General features: G+C 53.4%; 21 protein-coding genes. 13 read left to right on the top strand and 8 right to left on the bottom strand.

Annotated features, from left to right (window positions below; translation table 11 throughout):
• Positions 1-580 precede the first annotated feature (580 nt).
• Complete coding sequence (locus tag JJD41_RS16780; protein WP_200668630.1) at positions 581-1,471, top strand: PhnD/SsuA/transferrin family substrate-binding protein; 891 nt, start codon at positions 581-583, stop codon at positions 1,469-1,471.
• Positions 1,472-1,642: 171 nt separating this feature from the next.
• Positions 1,643-3,454, top strand: coding sequence for a sensor histidine kinase (locus tag JJD41_RS16785; RefSeq protein ID WP_200668632.1), 1,812 nt, complete (start codon positions 1,643-1,645; stop codon positions 3,452-3,454).
• On the opposite strand, the gene JJD41_RS16790 is transcribed toward JJD41_RS16785, so the two are convergent.
• Both JJD41_RS16790 and JJD41_RS16795 read right to left on the bottom strand, forming a co-directional pair.
• Positions 3,451-4,422, bottom strand: coding sequence for an alpha/beta fold hydrolase (locus JJD41_RS16790; protein ID WP_200668634.1), 972 nt, complete (start codon positions 4,420-4,422; stop codon positions 3,451-3,453). The genes JJD41_RS16785 and JJD41_RS16790 overlap by 4 nt on opposite strands.
• 129 nt (positions 4,423-4,551) lie before the next feature.
• A complete protein-coding gene (locus JJD41_RS16795; protein WP_200668636.1) occupies positions 4,552-7,086 on the bottom strand; it encodes a mannose-1-phosphate guanyltransferase in 2,535 nt (844 codons plus the stop codon).
• Positions 7,087-7,623: 537 nt separating this feature from the next.
• Between JJD41_RS16795 and JJD41_RS16800 the strand changes: the two genes are divergently transcribed.
• From JJD41_RS16800 to JJD41_RS16820, 5 genes are all read left to right on the top strand, one after another.
• Positions 7,624-7,806 (top strand): hypothetical protein, encoded by a 183-nt coding sequence (locus JJD41_RS16800; RefSeq protein ID WP_168570921.1) that lies wholly within the window; start codon positions 7,624-7,626, stop codon positions 7,804-7,806.
• Between the two features lie 89 nt (positions 7,807-7,895).
• Positions 7,896-8,621, top strand: a complete 726-nt coding sequence (locus JJD41_RS16805) for a class I SAM-dependent methyltransferase (RefSeq protein WP_200668638.1) — start codon at positions 7,896-7,898, stop codon at positions 8,619-8,621.
• Positions 8,618-9,391 (top strand): cobalt-precorrin-6A reductase, encoded by a 774-nt coding sequence (locus JJD41_RS16810; RefSeq protein WP_200668640.1) that lies wholly within the window; start codon positions 8,618-8,620, stop codon positions 9,389-9,391. Before JJD41_RS16805 ends, JJD41_RS16810 begins: the two co-directional genes overlap by 4 nt.
• A gap of 270 nt (positions 9,392-9,661) precedes the next feature.
• Complete coding sequence (locus tag JJD41_RS16815; RefSeq protein ID WP_200668643.1) at positions 9,662-11,101, top strand: AAA family ATPase; 1,440 nt, start codon at positions 9,662-9,664, stop codon at positions 11,099-11,101.
• On the top strand, positions 11,098-11,874 hold the full coding sequence (locus JJD41_RS16820) for a Rho termination factor N-terminal domain-containing protein (RefSeq protein ID WP_200668645.1): 777 nt from the start codon (positions 11,098-11,100) through the stop codon (positions 11,872-11,874). The genes JJD41_RS16815 and JJD41_RS16820 overlap by 4 nt, the downstream gene beginning before the upstream one ends.
• A gap of 124 nt (positions 11,875-11,998) precedes the next feature.
• On the opposite strand, the gene aroQ is transcribed toward JJD41_RS16820, so the two are convergent.
• The 5 genes from aroQ to glyA form a co-directional block, all read right to left on the bottom strand.
• The gene (gene aroQ / locus JJD41_RS16825) at positions 11,999-12,442 is read right to left on the bottom strand and encodes a type II 3-dehydroquinate dehydratase (protein ID WP_200668647.1); all 444 of its coding nucleotides are present in this window, start codon (positions 12,440-12,442) and stop codon (positions 11,999-12,001) included.
• A gap of 429 nt (positions 12,443-12,871) precedes the next feature.
• Positions 12,872-14,122, bottom strand: a complete 1,251-nt coding sequence (locus JJD41_RS16835) for a competence/damage-inducible protein A (RefSeq protein WP_200668649.1) — start codon at positions 14,120-14,122, stop codon at positions 12,872-12,874.
• An 82-nt stretch (positions 14,123-14,204) separates the two neighbouring features.
• A complete protein-coding gene (locus JJD41_RS16840) occupies positions 14,205-15,266 on the bottom strand; it encodes an MraY family glycosyltransferase (RefSeq protein WP_200668677.1) in 1,062 nt (353 codons plus the stop codon).
• 95 nt (positions 15,267-15,361) lie between these two features.
• Complete coding sequence (locus JJD41_RS16845) at positions 15,362-15,550, bottom strand: hypothetical protein (protein WP_200668679.1); 189 nt, start codon at positions 15,548-15,550, stop codon at positions 15,362-15,364.
• Positions 15,493-16,776 (bottom strand): serine hydroxymethyltransferase, encoded by a 1,284-nt coding sequence (gene glyA / locus JJD41_RS16850; RefSeq protein WP_370583865.1) that lies wholly within the window; start codon positions 16,774-16,776, stop codon positions 15,493-15,495. The genes JJD41_RS16845 and glyA overlap by 58 nt, the downstream gene beginning before the upstream one ends.
• A 363-nt stretch (positions 16,777-17,139) precedes the next feature.
• On the opposite strand from glyA, the gene JJD41_RS16855 reads away from it, so the two are divergent.
• Both JJD41_RS16855 and JJD41_RS16860 read left to right on the top strand, forming a co-directional pair.
• Positions 17,140-17,337 (top strand): hypothetical protein, encoded by a 198-nt coding sequence (locus tag JJD41_RS16855; RefSeq protein WP_200668683.1) that lies wholly within the window; start codon positions 17,140-17,142, stop codon positions 17,335-17,337.
• A gap of 109 nt (positions 17,338-17,446) precedes the next feature.
• Complete coding sequence (locus JJD41_RS16860) at positions 17,447-17,923, top strand: Tic20 family protein (RefSeq protein WP_200668685.1); 477 nt, start codon at positions 17,447-17,449, stop codon at positions 17,921-17,923.
• A gap of 16 nt (positions 17,924-17,939) precedes the next feature.
• Here the strand turns inward: JJD41_RS16860 and JJD41_RS16865 are convergent, their stop codons facing one another.
• Positions 17,940-18,719: a fumarylacetoacetate hydrolase family protein gene (locus JJD41_RS16865; RefSeq protein ID WP_200668687.1), complete on the bottom strand. Its 780-nt coding sequence runs from the start codon at positions 18,717-18,719 to the stop codon at positions 17,940-17,942.
• Positions 18,720-19,103: 384 nt separating this feature from the next.
• Here JJD41_RS16865 and rpsF point away from each other — a divergent pair, with 384 nt between their 5' ends.
• The 4 genes from rpsF (at position 19,104) to hemB (ending at position 21,594) form a co-directional block, all read left to right on the top strand.
• Entirely contained in the window at positions 19,104-19,439 is a 336-nt protein-coding gene (rpsF, locus tag JJD41_RS16870) for a 30S ribosomal protein S6 (protein WP_200668690.1), read from the top strand.
• Positions 19,440-19,592: 153 nt separating this feature from the next.
• A complete protein-coding gene (rplU, locus tag JJD41_RS16875) occupies positions 19,593-19,973 on the top strand; it encodes a 50S ribosomal protein L21 (protein WP_200668691.1) in 381 nt (126 codons plus the stop codon).
• Positions 19,974-20,130: 157 nt separating this feature from the next.
• The gene (rpmA, locus tag JJD41_RS16880) at positions 20,131-20,391 is read left to right on the top strand and encodes a 50S ribosomal protein L27 (RefSeq protein WP_168570905.1); all 261 of its coding nucleotides are present in this window, start codon (positions 20,131-20,133) and stop codon (positions 20,389-20,391) included.
• 219 nt (positions 20,392-20,610) lie between these two features.
• Complete coding sequence (gene hemB, locus JJD41_RS16885; RefSeq protein WP_200668692.1) at positions 20,611-21,594, top strand: porphobilinogen synthase; 984 nt, start codon at positions 20,611-20,613, stop codon at positions 21,592-21,594.
• Positions 21,595-21,841: the final 247 nt, after the last annotated feature.

Here is a 21,841-nt window from a genome sequence, read left to right on the forward strand (position 1 = left end):
AACCTGTCATCTGAAATGAATTCCATCTATTCTTTAAAGAAATCAAGTATATTGCCAGGTTTGTTATTGAGTCTCGGATACATTTTTGAGGAAAAATAGATAGTCGCCTCTACAGCACTCGGGCGTCTGATGAGCTACAGGGGGGAACGAGGAAAGTAGGGATTTGGTCACCAAACCCCTACCTGGCGAGGAGGATTTAGGGGGATCTAAATGTCTTGCATAGCAGAGGAAAATGCTGTATTAACCCGGCTTTTATCGTTTTTAGTTTGTTCGTATTTATTTCGTAATTTTAAGGAAAACAAAATTAAACCTAAAAACGCTCTAAAACCGTTAGCAGGATCGCTTAAAATCGAGGTGAGCCGTTGTTAGTTGTCATCAGGGCGATCGCTATTTCCTCTCCGATCTAATCCTTTGGGACTGCACAAAGCCGACGCCCGAGTGGCTAGATCGTCGATCTTCATACCCCGTAGCCCCTCTCAAGAGGGTCTCGATAACAGACCCGATAATTGTTATAACAATGTTATTCGATCGCCCGTCTAAAATCGCTCTGGCTATTGACCGCCGAACAGGATCGACCACCATGAAACGGCGTCAATTTCTGTGGTCGTCTCTCTTGTTTATCGCAGGTTGCACCACAGCCACCCGCCAGCCTCAGCGCAATCGTTCTCAAACCGCAGCGAACTGCCCGGACACCCTGCGATTAGCGATAACGGATATCAAAGGACTCGAACAGTTACAAGCCGAATTCGGCGCCTTTAAATCGGCATTGGCAGACGTATTGGGGAGAAACGTAGAATTTTTCTCGGTAGAGAACCACGTCGCCGCCAGTCCTGCCCTGCTGTCCGGTCGGGTCGATCTGGTCCTCGCCGGACCGTCGGAATACGTGCTGCTCCATGCCAGAGCGCAGGCCATCCCTTTGATTGCCCTGACCCGACCCAACTATTACTCGGTCATCTCGGTGCGGGCCGACAGTGCCATTACCTCGTTGAAACAGTTGAAAGGCAAAACGATCGCCATGCGAACTGCCGGGTCAACCGCAGGTCACCTCGGTTCGACCAAGCTGCTCGTGGATGTGGGCTTAAATCCCCAGTCCGATTTTAAAACAGTGATGACAGGCGATCGCGGCTTGGAAGCCCTCCAAAAAGGCGAAGTGGATGCGTGGGCCGATTCCAATCTCCGGCGCACTCAATTCCTCCGGGAGGCGGGTTTATCCGAGAGCGCGGTTCCGATCGTCGCCCGGGGTCCCGATTTACCGAGCGACGTATTTGCAGCCAATTCCCAACTCGATCCCGCCTGTTTGGAGGAGATGCGATCGCTGATGCTCGCCGCTCAAGACCAATTACTGCAAGGGATTTTAGCGTCGGCGGCGAATGCAAAGTATGCCAACTCCGAAATGGTAGCAGCCAAAAATAGCGATTACGACCCGATCCGCGAAGCCTATCGCGCGATCGGACAAGACGATTACCTCTAGCTCGATTGACGTCGTGCGATCGCCCACTTGTCTCGAAACGGTTCTGATGAAACAAACAACGCTATTGTGGTCTTCTTCTCTCTGCTACAGTGCCCCGATCGCCGCCAGGGCGATCGCGATCGTCGGGAGCCTTGACACTGCGAGGAGAGAGCCAGTCGTGGGGGAAAACCGATGGTAAATGCAAAGTGGGAGAGCGATCTCGAAATGCCCAGACCCTCGATCGCCCAAAACAAAGGCGTTTGGAGTTGGGTCACCCGGGCGATCGCCCACCTCGGGATCGCCAAAAAAATCGGCTATGGCTATGGGTTTGCGATTGGCATTGCCGTGTCCGGGACCGCGATCGGTTCGATCGTCGGCAATTACTATCAAAACCAGGCGGAACACCTGCTCGTCGTTGCCGACAGACAGCAAAATTTACTCAATCAATTAGAAAATGGGGTGCTGAAGATACGGTCTCACCCGCAACAGCTATTTGCCGTCGTCGGCGATTCGATTTGGTTCGAGTACGAAACGAGCGAGTTTTTAGGGAATATCGCTCGGGTCGAGGCGCTCCTTTCCGAACTCCACGAGTTCGGCGATCGCAATCCCGAAGTGGTCACCGAATCGAGCCAGTTGAGGAAGATTTTAACGGACTATGCCACGACGATCGACGCTTACGAGCAGATCGTCCAGTCGCTTTGGGATCGCATCGAGCAAGTCAACGCGAGCGCGGACGAAAGCGCCGCCCAGCAACAGATCGTCAATACGATCCGCGATCGCGAACTGCTCGCCCTCGACGTCCAGTTCGAGCGCCTCTCGGAAAGCCTCATCCGTATCCTGCACGCGGCAGAAGTCCAATACCAACAAGCTCAAGCCGGATCGATCCGCGCGGATACCCTACGCTTCCAAGTGATTATGGCCAGTATGGCACTGTCGGCGGCGATCGCCGCCGCCCTGGCGATTTATACCAGTCGCGGCATTGCCCGCCCGATCCAAGCTTTGACGGAGGTCGCTCGCCAGGTCACTCAGGAATCGAATTTCGAGCTGAAAGCCCCGGTCAGTACGGCGGACGAGGTCGGCGTACTCGCCGTTTCCCTCAATCAACTGATCGCCTGGGTTGGAGAATATACCGAGGAATTGGAGAACGCCCGTCAAACTCTGGAACGGCGAGTCGAAGAGCGCACCCAAGATCTGCGCGCCGCCCTCGCCGAGCTTCAGCAAACCCAAGCCCAACTGATTCAAACGGAAAAAATGTCGAGTTTGGGGCAACTCGTCGCCGGAGTCGCCCACGAAATCAACAATCCAGTCAGTTTTATCTACGGCAATCTGGTTCACGCCGAGGAATATGCGCGAGATTTGCAAGAGGTGGTCGATCTCTACGAGGCGGAAGGTTTGGAGCTTTCCCCTCAAACCCGAGCGCGTCTCGACGAAATCGAACCGGATTATCTGCGAGAAGATTTTCCGCGACTGCTGGCGTCGATGAAAATGGGTACCGATCGCATCAAGGCGATCGTGGTGTCGTTACGCAATTTCTCTCGCCTCGACGAGGCCCAGATGAAAGAAGCTTCGTTGCACGAAGGGATCGACAGTACCCTTTTGATTCTGGGGTCTCAACTCAAACAGGGGATCGAGGTGGTTAAGGAGTATGGGGATATACCGCTTATCTCCTGCTATCCGGCACAATTGAATCAGGTATTTGTCAATTTGTTGGCCAATGCGATCGATGCGATGTTGGGGGCGAACAGTGAGGTAAAGCAGCTCGCGATCGCCACCGAAGCCGTTGAGGATCGGGTTCGCGTAACGATTCGAGATACCGGACCGGGGATTCCCCCGCAGATCCGCGAGAAAATTTTCGATCCCTTTTTTACCACCAAGCCCGTCGGGAAAGGAACGGGCTTGGGATTGTCGATTTGTTATCAAATTATCCAAAAACACCGAGGTACGATCGAGGTGAGTTCGGAGGAAGGACGAGGCAGCGAGTTTGTGATTACGTTGCCCGTTTAGAACGGTTGCGAAGACGGGGAATCGCGATCGCGTAGGGTCTCCAACGGAGAATCGCCGCGCGCCGCCGATACCTGCGCGATCCACTCGGATAAAATCGGGTTGACTAATTCTGGCGCTTCGTCTTGAGGACAGTGACCGACGCCTTCTAAGGGAATCAGGCGATCGACGGTGGCGAATTCGGCCAATTGGCGACCGAGGGCGAACGGTTCCCAGGGATCCTCGGTTCCCCAGAGAATCAGGGCGCGACAGGACAAGCGGGGGAGTAGATCCTCGGGTAAGGGGCCTTGAGAGTAGGCGGTAAAGGCTACGAAAACGTCAACGGCGCCGCGATCGCGCGACGGTTCGAGAATCAGCTCGATTAATTCGTCGGTGACCGCTTCACTGCGTCGGTACGCTTGTAAGAGGATGTTGCGAACGGTTTTCGGTCGGGCTAACTGCGAGAAAAAGAATTGACTGACGAGTTTTTGTTGTAAGATTTTTTGGGCGATCGGCGCTCCGATCCGTCGGTACCAGGGCATTTCGGCTCGTTTGCGATCGTGGAGCAGTCGCAGGGAGCAGTTAATGAGGACCACCCCCTCGGCCCATTGGGGAAAGTCTACGGCAGCTTGCAAGATGGCGACGCAACCGATCGAGTTGCCGACCAAAACGGCGCTAGTTCCGATGACTTCGCGGCAAAAATCGGCGATTTGGGCGGCCCAGGTTTCAAAGGTATAGTCGGCTTCGATCCGTGGGGCAGGTTTGGCGGAAGCGCCGAAACCGAGCAGGTCGATCGCGTACACCCGGCATGTTTTGGCTAATTCGGGGAGATTTTTGCGCCAGTGACCGCACGAGGCACCGAATCCGTGGACGAGTACGACCGCCGGACCGCGATCGCCGAGGTGTTGGTAGTTGATCTTAAAACCGCGCCAGATCCAACGGTCTCGGATCGGGGAAGCGGTCGCGGAGGGGGGAGAAGTCGGAAAGGTCATGGAAAGGTCGAAGCCTCAAACCGTCGATTGAAATATATTTAAGATACATCTCGGCGATCTAGAGGCACGCGATCGCGTGCCTCTAGATCGCCGAGAACCTCAAGGGAACTTGCGTCACCGAAGTGCAACTCAATTCTCGAAAGAATTCATTTCTCCGGTTTCCCGTTCTTCCACAAACTCTTGAACCCGCTTGCGGTATTCCATCAAGCTGTTATCGACCCATTCGCGATCGTTGCTGTTGGCGAAAATATGCACCAAGGGTTCTCCCGCATCGGGCAGAATTAACACCCAGCTTTCTTCCGGCGGATCGAGGATCTTGACCCCATCGACCAATTCCAAGATTTCCGAGGGGTGAGTTTCTACCAAATGGCGCATCAGGGCGCCTTTGACGGTCCAGGGACAGCGCAAAGTGTAACTCTTATGGCATACTCGCGGCAGTTCGGAGCGAATTTGACCGAGCGATCGCTCTTGCAACATCAGCATTTCGATCGTCTTGGCAATGCAGAACATCGCATCGAAGCCGGGATGCAACTGCGGGAAAATAAAGCCCATTTCCCCACTGCCTCCCAACACGACGTTGGCATTCGTATGGCACGCTTCCATCAACGCCGTTGGATTGGCTTTAGTGCGAATCACCTTACCGTCGTGGCGGCGGGCGATTTGTTCGACGGCGGACGACGTATGCACGGGAACCACGACCGTCCCGCGCGGGTTGGTGGTCAGAATCATGTTCGTCATCAGCGCCGTGAGCAGTTCCCCGCGAATCGGCGATCCGGTTTCATCGACTAAGATTAACTGCTCGCCGTTCGCCGACACCTGGACCCCAAAGGTAGCTTTGAGCGCTTCGACGACTTGACCGAGTTGCTGCAGCAGATTTTCCCGTTCGTCGTTAGACGGGGCCGTTTGGCTCAAGCTGGCATTGAGGACTACCGCATCGCTGCCGAATTTACCGAGCAGTTGCGGCAAAACGGCACCGGAAACGGCATAAGCGTAATCGATGACCACTTTGGAGTTGCTGTAGCGGATCGATTGGACGTTTAAATGCTCCTCGAAGCCGCGACTGTAGATATCGAGCACTTGACTCGGATAAGCCATGTTGCCGATTTCGTTAATTTGGGCCCGTCGGAAATCTTCTTTAAAATAGGCGCCTTCGATCTTTTTCTCGCGAGCTTTGGAGATATTGATCCCTTTTTCGTCAAAAAATTCGATCAGCAGCGAATCGGAACGGTCCGGGTGGACTCGCACGTGGATCCCGCCTTCGACGGAAAGGGTCGGCACGATCGATCGCGCTACCGGAATCGCGGTCGCTTCTAAGTTCTGCACGTTGGTACCGACGGACATCAATCCGGCAATGAGCGATCGCGACACCATCCGCGAGATACTGCGCTGGTCGCGCGAGACGGTGACGCTGGCCCCGGGTTTGAGGGTCGAACCGTAGGCGGCGCCTAATTTCACCGCAAATTCCGGGGTGATGTCGATATTGGCCAATCCGGAGACGCCCCGTTGTCCGAACAAGTTGCGTTGCGCCGTATTGCCCCAAATCAGGTTAATATTGAGCATGGCGCCGGATTCGATTTTTTTACTCGGCCAGACCCGGACGCTGGTATTGATTTGGGCTTCTTCGCCGACGCTGGAGAGGGAACCGACTACGGCCCCTTCGAGTACGTGAGCGCGACGGTCTACCCGCACGCCACGGGCGATCGCGCAGGCCCGCAAGTGCGCTTCGTCGCCGACGATCGCCCCGTTCCAAATAATCGGACGTTTGAGATCGGCATCGGCGCCGATGGTCACGTTATCGCCGATCACCGTTCCCGCTTCGATTTCCACGCGCGGGCCGATGCGGCAGTTATCCCCGATCAAAAGCGGGGCTTCCAAATGAGCCGTCGGGTCGATATAAGTATTCTGGCCGATCCAGCACCCCGGGGAGTGTTCTTCGTAGGCAAAATCAACGAGGACTTTTTGGTCGAGGGCGTCGTATTGCGCTTCTCGGTAAGCGTCGAGGTGACCGACATCGCACCAGTAGCCCTCGGCGACGTAGCCGTACATCGGCTCGCCTTTTTCGAGTAGGAGGGGGAATAAGTCTTTAGAAAAGTCGCATTCCTGATTCGTAGGCAGGTAGTCGAGGACTTCCGGTTCGAGAATGTAAGTGCCCGTGTTGACCGTATCGGAAAAGATTTCGCTAGTTGAGGGTTTTTCTAAAAAGCGCTTGATGCGATGTTCTTTATCGGTAATCACCACCCCAAATTCGATCGGGTTGGGAACTCGGGTGAGAACCAGGGTGGCTTTGGATTGACGTTGCTTGTGAAATTCAATGGCGTCTTTGAGGTTAAAATCGGTGACGCTGTCGCCACTGATGACTAAAAACGTATCGTCGAGAAGTTCGGCAATATTCTTGACACATCCGGCAGTTCCGAGGGGTTGATCTTCTTCCACCGCATAGGTCATCTGAACCCCAAAATCGCTGCCGTCTTGGAAATAGTCGCGCATCACGTCCGGCAGATAGTGCAGGGTAGCGATGATTTCCGTGATGTCGTGGCGTTTGAGGAGATTGACGATGTGTTCGGCGATCGGTCGGTTTAAGATCGGAACCATCGGTTTGGGCAAATCGCAGGTAAGCGGTCTGAGTCGCGTTCCCGAACCGCCTGCCATTAGCACTGCTCGCATATTTCCTCCTTGGGTGTCTTCGCGCGCGCGTTGCGATCTTTGTAGATGCTTTCGTTAATTTTGGATTGTATTCTCTAGGGTACAGAACACGGGGGTGTTCTCGGGTCTTTTACCGGAGTTCGTTCCCCTCGCTTAAGGGAAGGCAGACGGGAAAGGGGCGATCGCATAGCGACAACCCGGGAGAGTCGCGCGGTTCGCACGAGTCCGTAGGTAGGGAACTGACTGACCCTAGAGCTTGGCAATTCATCACTCAGATTTCGTGGATCTCGATCTCTATTGGGAATTGGGCGATCGCACATTTCCTGCACTCGGCACTTCCTGACAATGGGGAAACTGCCCCGGAGAAAAGACTTGCCCATCTGAGAACCCTACAAAAGCAATCTCTAGAACAGTTTACCGTGTTGGCCGAATGCTAAGGTGTTTCGTACGAGACCGAGCCCCTTTTTGCCTGGGCCTCGGCGATCGCCCAACCGCCGCAAGGCGAAAAAATCATCTAAAATTTAAAGCAAAATCAGCTTTTATAAAGGCCGCATCATTATGAGTTCTCTGGTTGCACTAATTTTATTGGGCGTTTATGCCGTTGGGGGCTGGAAGTTCTGGAAAGGCTTCAACCGCACCAACTTTAGTGAAGGACGCCTCTATCTGACCCTGTTATGGCCGATGTTGATCGTCAATAAGTCCTATCGCAAGAATTTTAACAAGGCGCTCAAAGGTCGTTAACCCTTGGCGGCGATCGCCCTTCTCAAAGGCTTCCGCGCCCTTGTCTACCCCGCGATCGCACTTCGTGGCGCAAATTTAATGGATTGCTCATGTCTGTACCTTCTGCTTTTCCCTCTCCCCACCGCGATCGCGCGGGCGCCAGTCCCTGGGAAACGGCGATCGCCCCCGTCGCCTTGCGCTACAATCGCGAGTATCGCGGCGAACCGTTCGACCTCCCCGAAGAAGTCGAAGCGATGCCGATCTTTCACGAGCGCGCCTCGGGTCAACTGCAAGCTAAAATTACCTCGCCGTTCTGGGAACTGGTCAAACCGAAAAAAAACCAACACTGTCTCGATCTCGGTTGCGGCGTCGGCTTTTTAATCTATCCCTGGCGCGATTGGGGCGCTTATTTTTACGGTCGCGAAATTAGCAGCGTCGCTCGCGACGCACTCAACGCTCGCGGTCCCCAGCTTAATTCCAAACTATTTAAAGGCGTCCAATTGGGATCTGCCGATCGCCTCGACTACGGCGAGGAATCTTTCGACCTGGCGATCGCCACCGGATTTAGCTGTTACTATCCTCTCGATTATTGGGTCGAAGTCCTCTCCGAAGTCCGCCGCGTCCTCAAACCGGGAGCGCACTTTGTGTTCGACGTCGTCGATCCCGCTTCCCCCCTCGCCGAAAACTGGGCGATCCTAGAAACCTATCTCGGCGCCGAGGTCTTCCTCGAACCGATCGCCGCCTGGGAGCAATTGATTAAATCCTCCGGCGCCAAAATCCTCAAACGCCAACCCGGCGAGTTATTTAATTTATACAAAATTAAGTTTCCCTCGTGAACTCGTCCGGGTATATCTGGCTCGTCGGCGGCACCCGCGACAGTGCCGAACTCGCCCGCACCCTCCTGGAGCAAGGGATCGCGGCGATCGTCTCGGTAACCACGGAATCGGCGCGATCGCTCTATCCTCCAGATCCCGCCCTGTCCGTCTGGGTCGGCAAACTGGACCGCGACCGCCTGCCGCAGTTTCTCGGCGATCGCCGGATCCGCGCGATCGTCGATGCCTCCCATCCTCACGCCGTCGAAATCTCACAACTGGCGATCGCCGCCTCCCGGGAGTTTGCCCTCCCCTACCTGCGCTACGAACGCCCGGAAATCCCAGATCGGGAGGGCGATCGCGTCCAATACTTCGATTCTTTCGCCGCCCTCGTCGCCGGAGAAACCCTCGCCGGACACCGGGTTTTACTCACAATCGGCTATCGTTATTTATCGTTATTTCGTCCCTGGCAACGGCGATCGACCTTATTCGCCCGGATTTTACCCTCACAAACCGCCTTGCAAGCCGCCCTCGATGCCGGATTTACAGGCGATCGCCTCATCGCCCTGCGTCCGCCGATCTCCCTCCCATTAGAGCGCGCCCTCTGGCAGCAGTGGCAGCTTACCGCCGTCGTCACCAAAGCCTCCGGATCCCCTGGCGGCGAGCATATCAAGCGCCAACTGGCCGCCGAATTGGGCATCGACCTGCTCGCGATCCGACGCCCCCAACTCGACTATCCCCAGCAAACTCAGACGATCGATCGCGCGATCGCCTTTTGCCACCACTATCGCTAACATCGTTCGCCCTTATCCGATTTCTATATACCTTTTCCTCCCCCAGGACCGCGATCGCCTCCAAAAATGTAAAAGATTGTGAATATACGACCTTCTTTTCAAAAATCGTGAGACTATCAATAGGGGTCATTTAACATCTCATGCAATTACCCATTGAACGATCGCAAGCGATCGGGGGAAGTAGCGCGGCGAGATCGTGCCATACAATAAGCTCGATTCTATAAAAAACTCCCAAAAAAGCCTCTAAAATCCCAAAGGAGTCTCCCACCCTTGAGGTTTAATCCCAATTTTTGCCGCAATGAAAGCGAAGTTGAAAGTAAACTGATTGTCAGTTACTTATTGCCAAAATTAGGTTATCCTCCCGAAAGTTGGCATCAAGAAGTAACCTTCAGCAGCATTCGCCTCGACTTCTTAGCCTTCGCCACTCAAGCCATTCCCTTTGTCTTAAGTGCGGATTCCCCTCTGACTGTAGTCATGGAAGCCAAACATCCCCGGCAAAAACTCGATCGCCACGTCCGCAAATTCCGGCGATATTTAACCCAACTTCACGTTAAATACGGATTGCTAACAAATGGAAAACAACTCAGAATTTATCGACGGGACGGTACTCAAATTAAACTAGTTTTTCAATGTTCTGGAGATAAAATTGATGAGAATTTCTCTATAATAGAAGGTTTAATCGGTCGCGATCGCCTCCAACAAGAACTTGACCCCAAAAGTGGCGATCGTCCCCCTCCGATCTCGTCTCATTCCATCGATCGTAGTTTATCAACGGAATTATCCAATTTAGAAACAACCCCTGTTCGAGAAAACCGCGATCGCTCACCTATTCCCGAGAGGACATTATCGATGAAAGTTATTGCCGTTTATCATAACAAAGGTGGCGTCGGAAAAACTACCGTTGTCGTCAATTTAGCGGCAGCCTTAAGAAAACAAGGTAAACGAGTTTTAGTTATCGATATCGACAGTCAAGCGAACACCACCTTTGCCACTGGATTAATCAAATTTGACGATGAAGAGTTCGACGACATTCGAGATAGTAATATCTTACATGTTTTACAGTCTGAAGAATATCATCCCATCGATGAAGTAGCCAGATCTTCCGAATTTTGTAGTCCAGAAATTGATGTGATTCCCGCCCATATCGATTTAATGCAATATGAAAGTGAATTAAATCAACTCGACTACAGCCGCTTGAGTCTGCTAGATAAGCTCGACTCCGTGCGCGATCGCTACGATATCGTTTTAATCGATACGCCACCTTCCCTCAATCTTTACGCCAGAATTGCTTTAATTACCGCCGATTATGTGATGATTCCCTCCGATCTCAAACCCTTTTCTAATCAAGGGTTAAATAACGTTAAAGACTTGATTAAAAATGTCAATGGATTTCGCAAGCAACTCAGACGTGGCCCGGTCGAAATCTTAGGGATCTTACCCTGTAAAATCTCGACCAACGCACGGTTCATCCAATCAACCTTTCAAAAACGCCGGGAACTGATTCCCACTCGTTACGGACTGGAACTTCTCGACAGTACCATTTACGATCGCGACGACCTCGCTAAATGTTCCGAACAAGTCCAACTCGTCGGCGATTTAGAAATTGCTTGTCCGCGATCGGTTCTCGATTTTAAACCCGATTCGACCGCCGCCCAAGAATTTGAAATTCTCGCCTTAGAAGTCTTAAATAAAACTGGATTAGCTTCATGAAAAAGCTGTTACCTTCCTTGATTGGCGTTAACAAAATCACCTCTACTGTGGATCGCGATCGTTTCCCCGCCGATAAAATAGATTATGCAGCCCATCTCAGCTTAGCTGCAAAAGGTTCGATCGCCCCTTTTGTCGTGCGTCGAACGGGGTTAAAATCCTTTGAAGTCATTGACGGACACTTTCAGTATTATATAGCTGTAAGAGCAAAAGAAATCGACCCCCGTCAAGGGGAAATGGTCGGTGCTTTTGTAATCGAACCGGAGAACGAAGAAGCGTTACTCGAACAGGTTAAAGTTTTTCAAGAATATCGCGCAGAAACTAACCCAAACAATCCCACGATCGCCCTCAATTCAACAAAAGATACGGCGATCGAAGATAGAGCGATCGAATCCCATCAAATCACTGAATCTGTCGAAATTTCTAGTTCGATTGAAACCCTCGATCGCCATCTCGCCGAATTGGGTCAGTTACTTCGTACTTTCGACCTCAAATTTAGCCAGAAACTGGAAATGTGCGATCGCCGTTTGGAAAAATTGGAAAGTCAAGGGAATTTGAAGGCGATCGAAGTATTAATCGCCCGGGAATTTGATAAGTTTCGTCACGAATTGAACCCCCAACCCAGGCGATCGGTTGCCATTTCTTCCAATTCAAAGTATTCTAAATTAACAGTTCCTGAATTAAAAAAACTCGCCCGAGAACGACGTTACTCTGGTTATTCCAGATTGAGAAAAGCCCAACTCATTGCTTTACTCGAACAGTCGGAGTCTAATTGAGACCGCCGATTCTCAGACACTGTTTATAAAGAAAATATCAAAAAATCTCGTAGGGGTTTGGTTACCAAACCCCTACAGGACACAATAGAAATGTTTATTTTATAAACAGTCTCTAAACTCTCCCTCAACTCTTCTGCTTCAAGTAATTCACCAACGCATATAATCCCAATCGATAACTGTCCGGTCCGAAACCGCTAATTTGTCCCACAGCAACCGGGGCAATATAAGAATGGTGGCGAAATGGTTCGCGACGGTGAATATTGCTCAAATGAACCTCTACCGTCGGTAAATTGACTCCGGCGATCGCATCTCGAAGGGCTACACTGGTATGAGTATACGCCCCCGGATTGATCAAAATGCCGTCGTGTTTCCCCAAGGCGTCGTGAATCGCGTCAATCAAAACCCCCTCGTGATTCGATTGCAAGGTTTCGATTTTTGCCTCTAGGGTTTGGGCTTCTCGTTCTAGTAAAGCCGTGATATCATCTAAAGTCGCCAAACCATAAACTCCTGGTTCTCGACGACCCAGGAGATTCAGGTTTGGTCCGTGCAAGACCAAAATATTCAACAATTAGACCCACTCCAGTTGATGGCTACAAATTAACCACGCCTTCTCGGTTCGCGAACGGGGATGGGAATCAGTTCGGGTTCCGGTTCGGGTTCTGGACCGAGAAGGGCATCGATAATTTTCTGCGCCCACTCTCTAAGCTTTTCGATAACTTTATCGATATAGTCCATTGAATAAACTAGCTCCTTCAGTCCAACCGTTACTGCGGCTGCTGTCCCGACGACGCATTGCGTTGTCCAGCGCAGGGGTTATTCGTTTAACTCGATCGTAACCAAATCCTCGGAAATGAGCAAGTCTACTGAGGGGATCGATCGCGTTTTCGAGTCTGGAGATCGCCGGAGATCGCGCGTCTTTGCGGTCTCGATCGAGGCTGGATCCCTTTGACAAAGCCAAATATAGGATAAATTTCGGGATCGCCGTTAAATGTTAACTTCATCTTAACAATTTTCGGCGCAGGCGATCGAGCGCACAACAGGCGCTGAAATGGCGAATTAAATCGCGATCTCGCAACGCCCCAAACTGATATTTAAAACTGTCCGCACTGCCATCCGATCCCGCCAAACCGATATAGACCAAACCGACGGGTTTCGCTTCACTCCCGCCCCCCGGTCCGGCAATTCCGGTAATACTGACCCCCCAATCGGTCCCCAAGCGATCGCGCACCCCGCGCGCCATTTGCTCGGCCACCGTCGCACTCACCGCGCCCTCGCGCTCTAACACCGCCGGATCGACCCCTAGCAGGGCGATCTTGACTTGGTTATCGTAAGAAATGACTCCCCCCATAAAATAGCTCGAACTGCCCGCTACGGCGGTAATAAGCTGGCCTAAGCCGCCTCCCGTACAGGACTCCGCCACGGCGATCGTCTGGCCGGACTCCAGGAGTAAGCGACCGACCACGGAAGCGAGGGTATCCTCGTCGCTACCGAAACAGTCCGATCCGGCAATTGCTTTAATCTGTTCGATAACGGGGGCGATCGCGGTTTGGGCCTCTTGAGGCGATCGGGCCCGGGCCGAAAGTCGCAATTTCACCTCGCCATTGCTGGCGTAAGGGGCCACCGTCGGATGACTTTGCTCGAAAAAGTGGCTGACCTTCTCGGCGAGTTCCGATTCCGAAATCCCCCAAAACTTCAACACCCGACTGTAAATAATTTCCCGTCCCCATCCGCGACCTTTGAGGTAGGGAACCGCCGTTTCCTGCCACATCCGGTGCATTTCGCCGGGAACGCCGGGAAACGTCAGCAAAGTCAATCCCGGTTCCGGCTGCCAAATAATACCGGGTGCGGTTCCGGCCCGATTCGGTAAAATGTCCGCCCCGTCGGGAATTGAGGCTTGTTTGCGGTTACTCGACGCCATTTTGCGCCCGCGTGCGGCATATTTAGCCGCGATATCTTCGAGAATTTCCGGTTTTTCGACTAAAGACACCCCGAAAAATTGGGCGAGGGTTTCGTGGGTCAGGTCGTCCGGAGTCGGGCCCAAGCCCCCTGTAAAAATGAGCAATTGGGAGCCGCGATCGCGCGCGACTTGCAAGACCTGTTGAATCCGTTGCGGGTTATCTCCGACAACGGTTTGAAAGTAATGGGGAATGCCCAGACTGGCGAGTTCCCCGGCTAAAAATCGAGCGTTGCTGTTGAGAATATCGCCCAACAGCAACTCGGTACCCACACAAATAATTTCAGCACTCATGCACTCATCCGTTCGAGAATTGGCGATCGAGTTCGGACAGCAAAAGCGAGCTTTGCTGCCATTGAAGACGGTTAGCGAACCGTTAGCGGGCGTGTTTCATCACTTTCCAACTGGTATAGCTCAACAGGGCCGTCGCCCCCAGTGCATAGGCGATCCCACTGGGAATTCCGGCGAAAGCGAGGGCAATGCTGCCGACCCACAAGGTTAGGGAGTAAATGAACAAGACGGTCAGACGGTGGGAGAGTCCCGCCGCGAGTAAACGGTGGTGTAAGTGACGTTTGTCGGCGCTGAAGGGGGATTTGCCGTTGCGGAGGCGATCGACGATCACGGCGGACATATCCAATATGGGGACGGCGAGAATGATATACGGTAAAACGACTGCGGTGACTGCAGTCGTTTTGACTAAGCCGATCACCCCGACCCCCGCCAGGGTAAAACCGATATAGTAAGAGCCGCCATCGCCCATAAAGATTTGAGCCGGGTTGAAGTTGTATCGCAAAAATCCGAGGGTTCCTCCGGCGAGGGCTGCGGCAATCAGGGCCGCCGCAGGTTGGTGCATGAATAAGCTCACGGTCAGCATGACCACGGCGGCAATCCCCGAGACCCCCGCCGCCAACCCATCTAAGCCGTCGATCCAGTTAATGGCGTTGGTCATCCCGACCAGCCAGACGATCGTGATGGGAAAGCCGATCCAATCGGGTAAGGTGACCAATCCGGCGAAGGGAATACTGATAAATTCGATTTGAACGCCGACGTTCCAGGCGGCCCCGGCTACGATCCCTTGGAGGAACAAGCGCATAAAGGGGGACAGACCGAACAAGTCGTCGGCTAAGCCAATCAGAAAAAAGGCGAGTCCGCCAATGGTCACGCCCCAAATTTCATATTCTTTGTCTGGGGGTAGGATGCCGAAGCCTCCAGTCCACCATACAATTAAAAGAGCGCTCAAGGCGCCTAAGAAGATGGACACTCCTCCCAAGCGTACCATCGGTTGGCTGTGGACTTTGCGACCTCCGGGCAGGTCTACGCGACCGCTTTTGAGGGCAATTTTTTTGACCCAAGGGGTCGTACACAAAACCACCACGGCTGAGACAACGAAGGCAACCAGATGGTAAAGGGAGACCAGATCGAACGGCTGGTAAGGCATCTGAACGAGATAGAGTGCAAGACAGACAGAACGTCTCGAACAACGTCTACCTACATTTACTACATTTCAGAACGAACTCAGCAAGGAAATTGGAATTAAAATGGGCTGGCGGCGGGGCGATCGCCGTTGGAATCTTTGAGTGCAGCCCGTTTGGACAATCTCAAGTTGGCCAAATTTGCCGGATGACCCTTGCGGCTTCCGGGGGCGATCGCCCGGCGCTCTCGTTCTAGGCGATCGCGGCGACGGGTACGTTCAGGTGCGGGTAAAGCGGGAATTTCTCGCACAACTGGGCGACCCGACGGCGACAATCGGCGGCGATCGCCTCGTCTTCGGGATTTAAGAGGCAATCGGCGATGATATTGCCAATTTCGGTGAATTCCTCGGTTCCCATGCCCCGGCTGGTCATTGCGGGAGATCCCAGGCGCAAGCCACTGGTGACAAAGGGCGATTCGGGATCGAAGGGAACGGTGTTTTTATTGGCGGTAATGTTGACCTGGCTGACGCGGCGATCGGCCTGTTTTCCGGTCATCGAAATCGATCGCAGATCCACCAACATCAGGTGATTGTCGGTCCCGTCGGAAACGAGTTTGAAACCGCGCTGTTGCAGGGCTGCCGCTAAGGCTTTGGCGTTTTCAATCACTTGGCCGCTATAGGCTTTAAATTCCGGCTTGAGGGCTTCGCCGAAGGCGACGGCTTTGGCGGCAATCACGTGTTCGAGGGGACCGCCTTGGCTGCCGGGAAATACGGCTTTATCCAATTTTTTACCCAGTTCGGCGTCGTCGGTCAGGATTAACCCACCGCGCGGCCCGCGTAGGGTTTTGTGGGTGGTGGTGGTGACCACGTGGCAGTGGGGTAGGGGATTGGGGTGGTGTCCGGTGGCCACCAATCCGGCAATGTGGGCGATATCGGCCATCAAGTAGGCGCCCACTTCGTCGGCGATCGCCCGGAATTTCTCGAAGTCGATGACGCGCGGATAAGCGGAGTAACCGCAGATGATTAATTTCGGCTGGTGTTGTTTGGCCAATTCGCGGATGCGATCGTAATCGAGTTGCTCCGTTTCGGGACTGACCCCGTAATGCTCGACTTTAAACCATTTGCCAGACACGTTCACTGGGGAACCGTGGGTTAAATGACCCCCGTGGGACAAGTCCATTCCCATAATCGTATCGCCGGGTTGGAGCAAAGCCAGGAAGACCGCAAAGTTCGCTTGAGCCCCAGAGTGCGGTTGGACGTTGGCCCAAGCGGCCCCAAACAGTTCTTTGGCGCGATCGATCGCCAACTGTTCGATTCCGTCGATGTACTCGCACCCGCCGTAGTAGCGTTTGCGGGGCAGTCCTTCGGCGTACTTATTGGTCAGCACCGAACCCTGAGCGGCCAAAACGGCGGCTGAGGTGAAGTTTTCACTGGCAATGAGCTCTAAGTGATCCCGTTGGCGTTGGAGTTCTTGTCCGATGAGTCCGGCAACGGTCGGATCGGTTTCGGCCAAAAAGTCTAAGTTACTTGAAGTCACAGATCGAACCTCTAACGGAGACATCAAACCCGCGCAACCTGCTGTGGCAGGGGCGACGGGTACAATTGAAAACAAATGTGGGGAGGAATCGGCAGCGTTGAAAAAGAAATCGGTTTTGACAAAACCCCAATAACCCCAGGCCATCCATCATAACGCGATCGCGGGGTCGGATTGAAGGGGGAGCGTTCGGGCTTTGGTCGTCGGCGCGATCGCCCGCCCCGAGAAAATTCGCGCAAAATGAGACTCACGATACGGCAGCGATCGCCGCCAACAATATAACCTTCTATTGCAATTTGGGAGGCGTTCCTAAATTCGTGTCATAGAATGTCTTTGAGGGTGTTGGGGATCCCGAGGAGGTTTCAAATGCTGGTGATTTTAATGGACGATCGCGTACTCCCTTCCCGGCAAGTTTGTCAGACGTGCTTGCTCGCCGACCGCACGGGTCAGCCGCGCTGGCGCCCCGGTCAGCTCTGCTGCGGCCACGCGATCCGCAAATCCGGCGACCGACAGGCAGAATGTTATCAGTGCGAAATGGGCTTTACCGTCGCTCATATCGAATAGTTGATTGGAATAATCGCGGGTTGGGCGATCGCGGTCGATCCGTTCCCTTTCCCAACTGCGCTATCCTGAGCTTATAAACTGTTAACCCGTTCACTCAGGAGAATTTAACATGACTTGGCGCGGGACTACACCCATTTCCGACCGTATTTTTGCCTGTTTACCTTACTTACTTCCGGCGATCGAAGGGCTGCGCTTCGGTCGGTTTTTATTCGAGCAGTTTCCGCAGTTGCAAATTATTTTTATTCCCCTCTTACCTGTTATCCAACTGTACGAGAGCATTCCCTTTGCCGGACTGATTATTTTCTTCGTGCTGCTGTTTGCCGTAGTTAGAAATGAAAATATCAGTCATTTTATTCGCTTTAACACGATGCAGGCAATTTTATTAGACATCGTTCTGCTCTTATGCGGGTTGATTCTGCCGATTTTGGGCAACATGTTAGGGGCTTTGGCGATCGAAGCGCTCTTTAATACGGTCTTTTTAGGGATTTGGGTCGCTTTCATTTATGCCGTGGCGCAGTCGCTGATGGGTCGCTACGCCGAAATTCCGGCCATTTCCGATGCGGTTCACATGCAAGTGCGCTCTTAGCCGATTCTAGAACTGATTAAGGTAAGCGTTGTTTGACCGTATTTTCTAAAACGCCGATTCCTTCGATGGAAACGCGGGTGCGATCGCCGATCGCGAGCGGACCGACCCCGCGCGGCGTTCCCGTCAACACCACATCCCCGGGGAGCAAGGTCATCACTTGGGAAATATACGACACTAACAGGTCCGGCGGAAAGACCATTTCATCGACTAGGGCCGACTGAACGGGTTGGGGGTCGTCGTTGAGAAAGGTCTGCAAGCGCGACCCGGGACTCAGTTCGCGCACGATCCACGGGCCGAGGGGGCAGAAGGTATCGAACCCCTTGGCCCGCGTCCACTGTCCGTCCCGTTTTTGCAAATCTCTGGCGGTGACGTCGTTGGCGATCGTGTAGCCCCAGATTTTGGCGCCCGCTTCTTCCGGGCCGCACTGGACGCAGCGATCGCCGATCACTAGGGCTAATTCGCCTTCGTATTCCACCTGTTGCGATTGCGGTGGATAGGCGATCGCGTCGCCGTGGGCGATCGCCGCACTCGGCGGTTTGAGAAACAGCAAGGGTTCGGAAGGAACCGGAGTTCCCATTTCGGCGGCGTGATCGGTATAGTTTTTGCCCACCGCCACAATTTTCGAGGGCGCGCAAGGCGCCAGCAGCTTGTAACTGTCCGGAGGAAGCGATCGCTCGGTCGGTTGCCCTTTTAACCAGGGAGGGGCGTCGAGCAACTGAACGCTGCGGCTCAATTGCAATAAACCGTAGTAAATCCGTCCTTCAGGAGTTTGGATGCGGACATAGCGCTGTGCCATAACGTTGACTTTTGCCCTCTTGTTGATAATTCAGTAGGTCGCTAGTTGTAGAGCCTCGGCAGCAGGAACGCCAAGGGTCGATCTCTGTCGTCCCCTTGCGACCGACCGATCCCTCGCCGCGATCGAAGCCGATTTGCTTCTGTCGAGTATCGATCCTAAAGTTAATCGATCTCGAACGCGATCGGATAAAAATCGGCGGCGAACTGATACAATTGTTGTTTGTGCGGAAAATTGGCTGGCAACGGTCAATTAAATCCCAACTATTGTAATCCCTTGCTTCTTCTTTGGTGGGGGGAGCGCTCGCCGGAATCGAGAGTACGGCGTCCCCCCGCGTCACAGCCAAGGGTGAGAAGGAGCCATGCAGTCCACAAGGAGCCAACTTCGATGAAACAATTCATCTACGAAACGATGTACATCTTGCGCCCCGACCTCGGCGAAGAACTCACCGACCGGGCGATCGCGAAATACCAAGAGTTGCTGCGCGAACACGGGGCGACCAACGTGGAAACCCAACATCGCGGCAAACGCCGTCTCGCCTACGAGATCGACAACCATCGCGAAGGCATCTACGTCCAGATGAATTACGAATGCGATGGCTCTCCCGTGGCGACCTTAGAACGGATGATGCGTCTGAGTGAAGAAGTCATTCGTTACCTGACCGTCAAACAAGAAGTGCGCGAAAGCGAACCGGAAGAGGAAGCGGCTCCCGCTCAAGCGTAAAACGCCCTCGACAAGGCAGCGACTTGTCAGTCACCCCCGCCTCCCGGCGCCGTGACTGTTGCTCGGATCGGGTTCGATCTCGGCAAATGCTGGCTCTTGTGTAAGTAAACGCTCTCAACCAGCTACCCGTACGGCAATTCCCATCACCATCCTATGACCTACGCAATTATCGAAACTGGCGGCAAGCAACTGCGCGTGGAACCCGGTCGGTTCTACGACATCGAACTGCTTCCCGTGGATCCCGAAGAAACGATCGCGATCGAAAAAGTTCTCCTCATCAGCCACGACGACACCGTAACTGTCGGTCAACCCTACATCGAAGGGGCCAGCGTCGAAGGGGAAGTCCTCCGACACCTGCGCGGTCCGAAGGTGATCGTCTACAAGATGAAGCCGAAGAAGAAAACCCGCAAAAAACGCGGTCACCGTCAAGAACTGACCCGCTTCATGATTAAATCGATCTCGATGAACGGTCAAGTTCTCGCGAGCGACGCGACCGATACCGCCGACTCTCAAGAATCTGCTCCCGTTGCCTAGTCGGCAGTAGCGATCGCGACTCCGATTGCGGCACAATAGACAATACTCCAGACCATCCCGAGGGAGGCACGCTTTCCCTAGCCTCTGCCTCCCGTTGCCCGCCCAGGAAAGCTGGCAACGTCGGTGAACTATCCCCAGACAAAAACGAGAAAGAACTATGGCTCATAAGAAAGGAACGGGTAGCACTCGCAACGGTCGCGACTCTAACGCCCAGCGCTTGGGCGTCAAGCGCTACGGCGGTCAAGTCGTCAAAGCCGGAAACATCCTCATCCGCCAACGGGGAACCAAAGTTCACCCCGGCAATAATGTCGGACGGGGCAGCGACGATACCCTGTTTGCTCTGGTTGACGGCATCGTCACTTTTGAAAGAAAAGGCAAAAGCCGCAAAAAAGTAAGCGTCTATCCTTTAGAAGCTTAATTGACGCGATCGGCGGGGTTCAAACGACTCGTCGTTCCCTCCGATTGTACGGATCCCGAGAGAGGCCCGCCACCCGGCGAGCCTTTCTGCTTTCAAAGCGCCCCGTTCGGACAGGCCATGCCCCCGGTTCGTGTAACAGAACGTAACGTTATCGGCGAACCGGGGGCGCGCCCAAGTTTTAGACTAAAATTTGAGATTTTCAATCCTTAACAAAACACCATGTTTCCAATTCATCGCCCTCGCCGCTTGCGTAGCCATCCCCAGCTTCGTCGGATGGTTCGCGAAAATATCGTCACCACCAACGATTTAATTTATCCCCTGTTTGCGGTACCGGGAGAAGGCATCGCCCAAGAAGTCAAATCGATGCCGGGAGTCTACCAACTCTCGATCGATAAAATTGTCGAAGAAGCAAAAGAAGTCTACGACTTGGGCATCCCGTCGATTATCTTATTCGGGATTCCCGACGACAAAGACGGGGAAGCTACGGGCGCGTGGCACGACTGCGGGATCGTCCAAAAAGCGACCACGGCGGTGAAAGAAGCCGTTCCCGATTTAATCGTCATGGTCGATACCTGCTTGTGCGAATACACCGCTCACGGTCATTGCGGTTATTTAGAAGTTGGCGATCTGACCGGACGGGTTCTCAACGATCCGACTTTAGAACTGCTCGGCAAAACCGCCGTTTCCCAAGCGAAAGCTGGAGCCGATATTATCGCCCCTTCCGGGATGATGGACGGCTTCGTGCAGGCGATTCGGGCGGCGTTGGATAAGGCGGGTTATCAAGATTTGCCGATTATGTCTTATGCGGCGAAATATGCCTCGGCGTACTACGGACCGTTCCGGGATGCGGCAGAGTCGGCGCCCCAATTTGGCGATCGCCGGACCTATCAGATGGACCCGGCGAACGGTCGCGAAGCGCTCAAAGAAATCGAACTCGATATTGCCGAAGGCGCGGACATGTTGATGGTCAAGCCTGCTTTGGCGTATATGGATATTATTTGGCGCGTTAAGGAAGCGACTCACTTACCCGTGGCCGCTTATAACGTTTCCGGAGAGTATTCGATGGTGAAGGCGGCAGCGCTCAACGGCTGGATCGACGAGGAAAAAGTGGTGATGGAGACGCTGACGGCGTTCAAGCGTTCCGGAGCCGATTTGATTTTGACCTATCACGCCAAAGATGCGGCGCGTTGGTTGGCGAATTAAACCGCTTCACGTCCTAGAGAATCGGGCGATCGCCGCTCCCAATTCACGGGCGATCGCCCCTCGAAACCTTCTACAACCCATCAAAAAAATGGGCGGAGAATTGCCCTCGTCCATGTCAAGAAAAACCGATAAAAACAAAAATAACGCTGGTCATTCCAGCCGTTTTATTATAAAAGTAAAGTAGTGATCTCTAAGATAAAACGATCCATTCAACTCGGAGCGATCGAAATTTGAGAAGTAGTCCCAC

Origin of the sequence: Oxynema mangrovii CENA135 (assembly GCF_016632315.1) — a bacterium.
Taxonomy (GTDB): Bacteria; Cyanobacteriota; Cyanobacteriia; order Cyanobacteriales; family Laspinemataceae; genus Oxynema; species Oxynema aestuarii.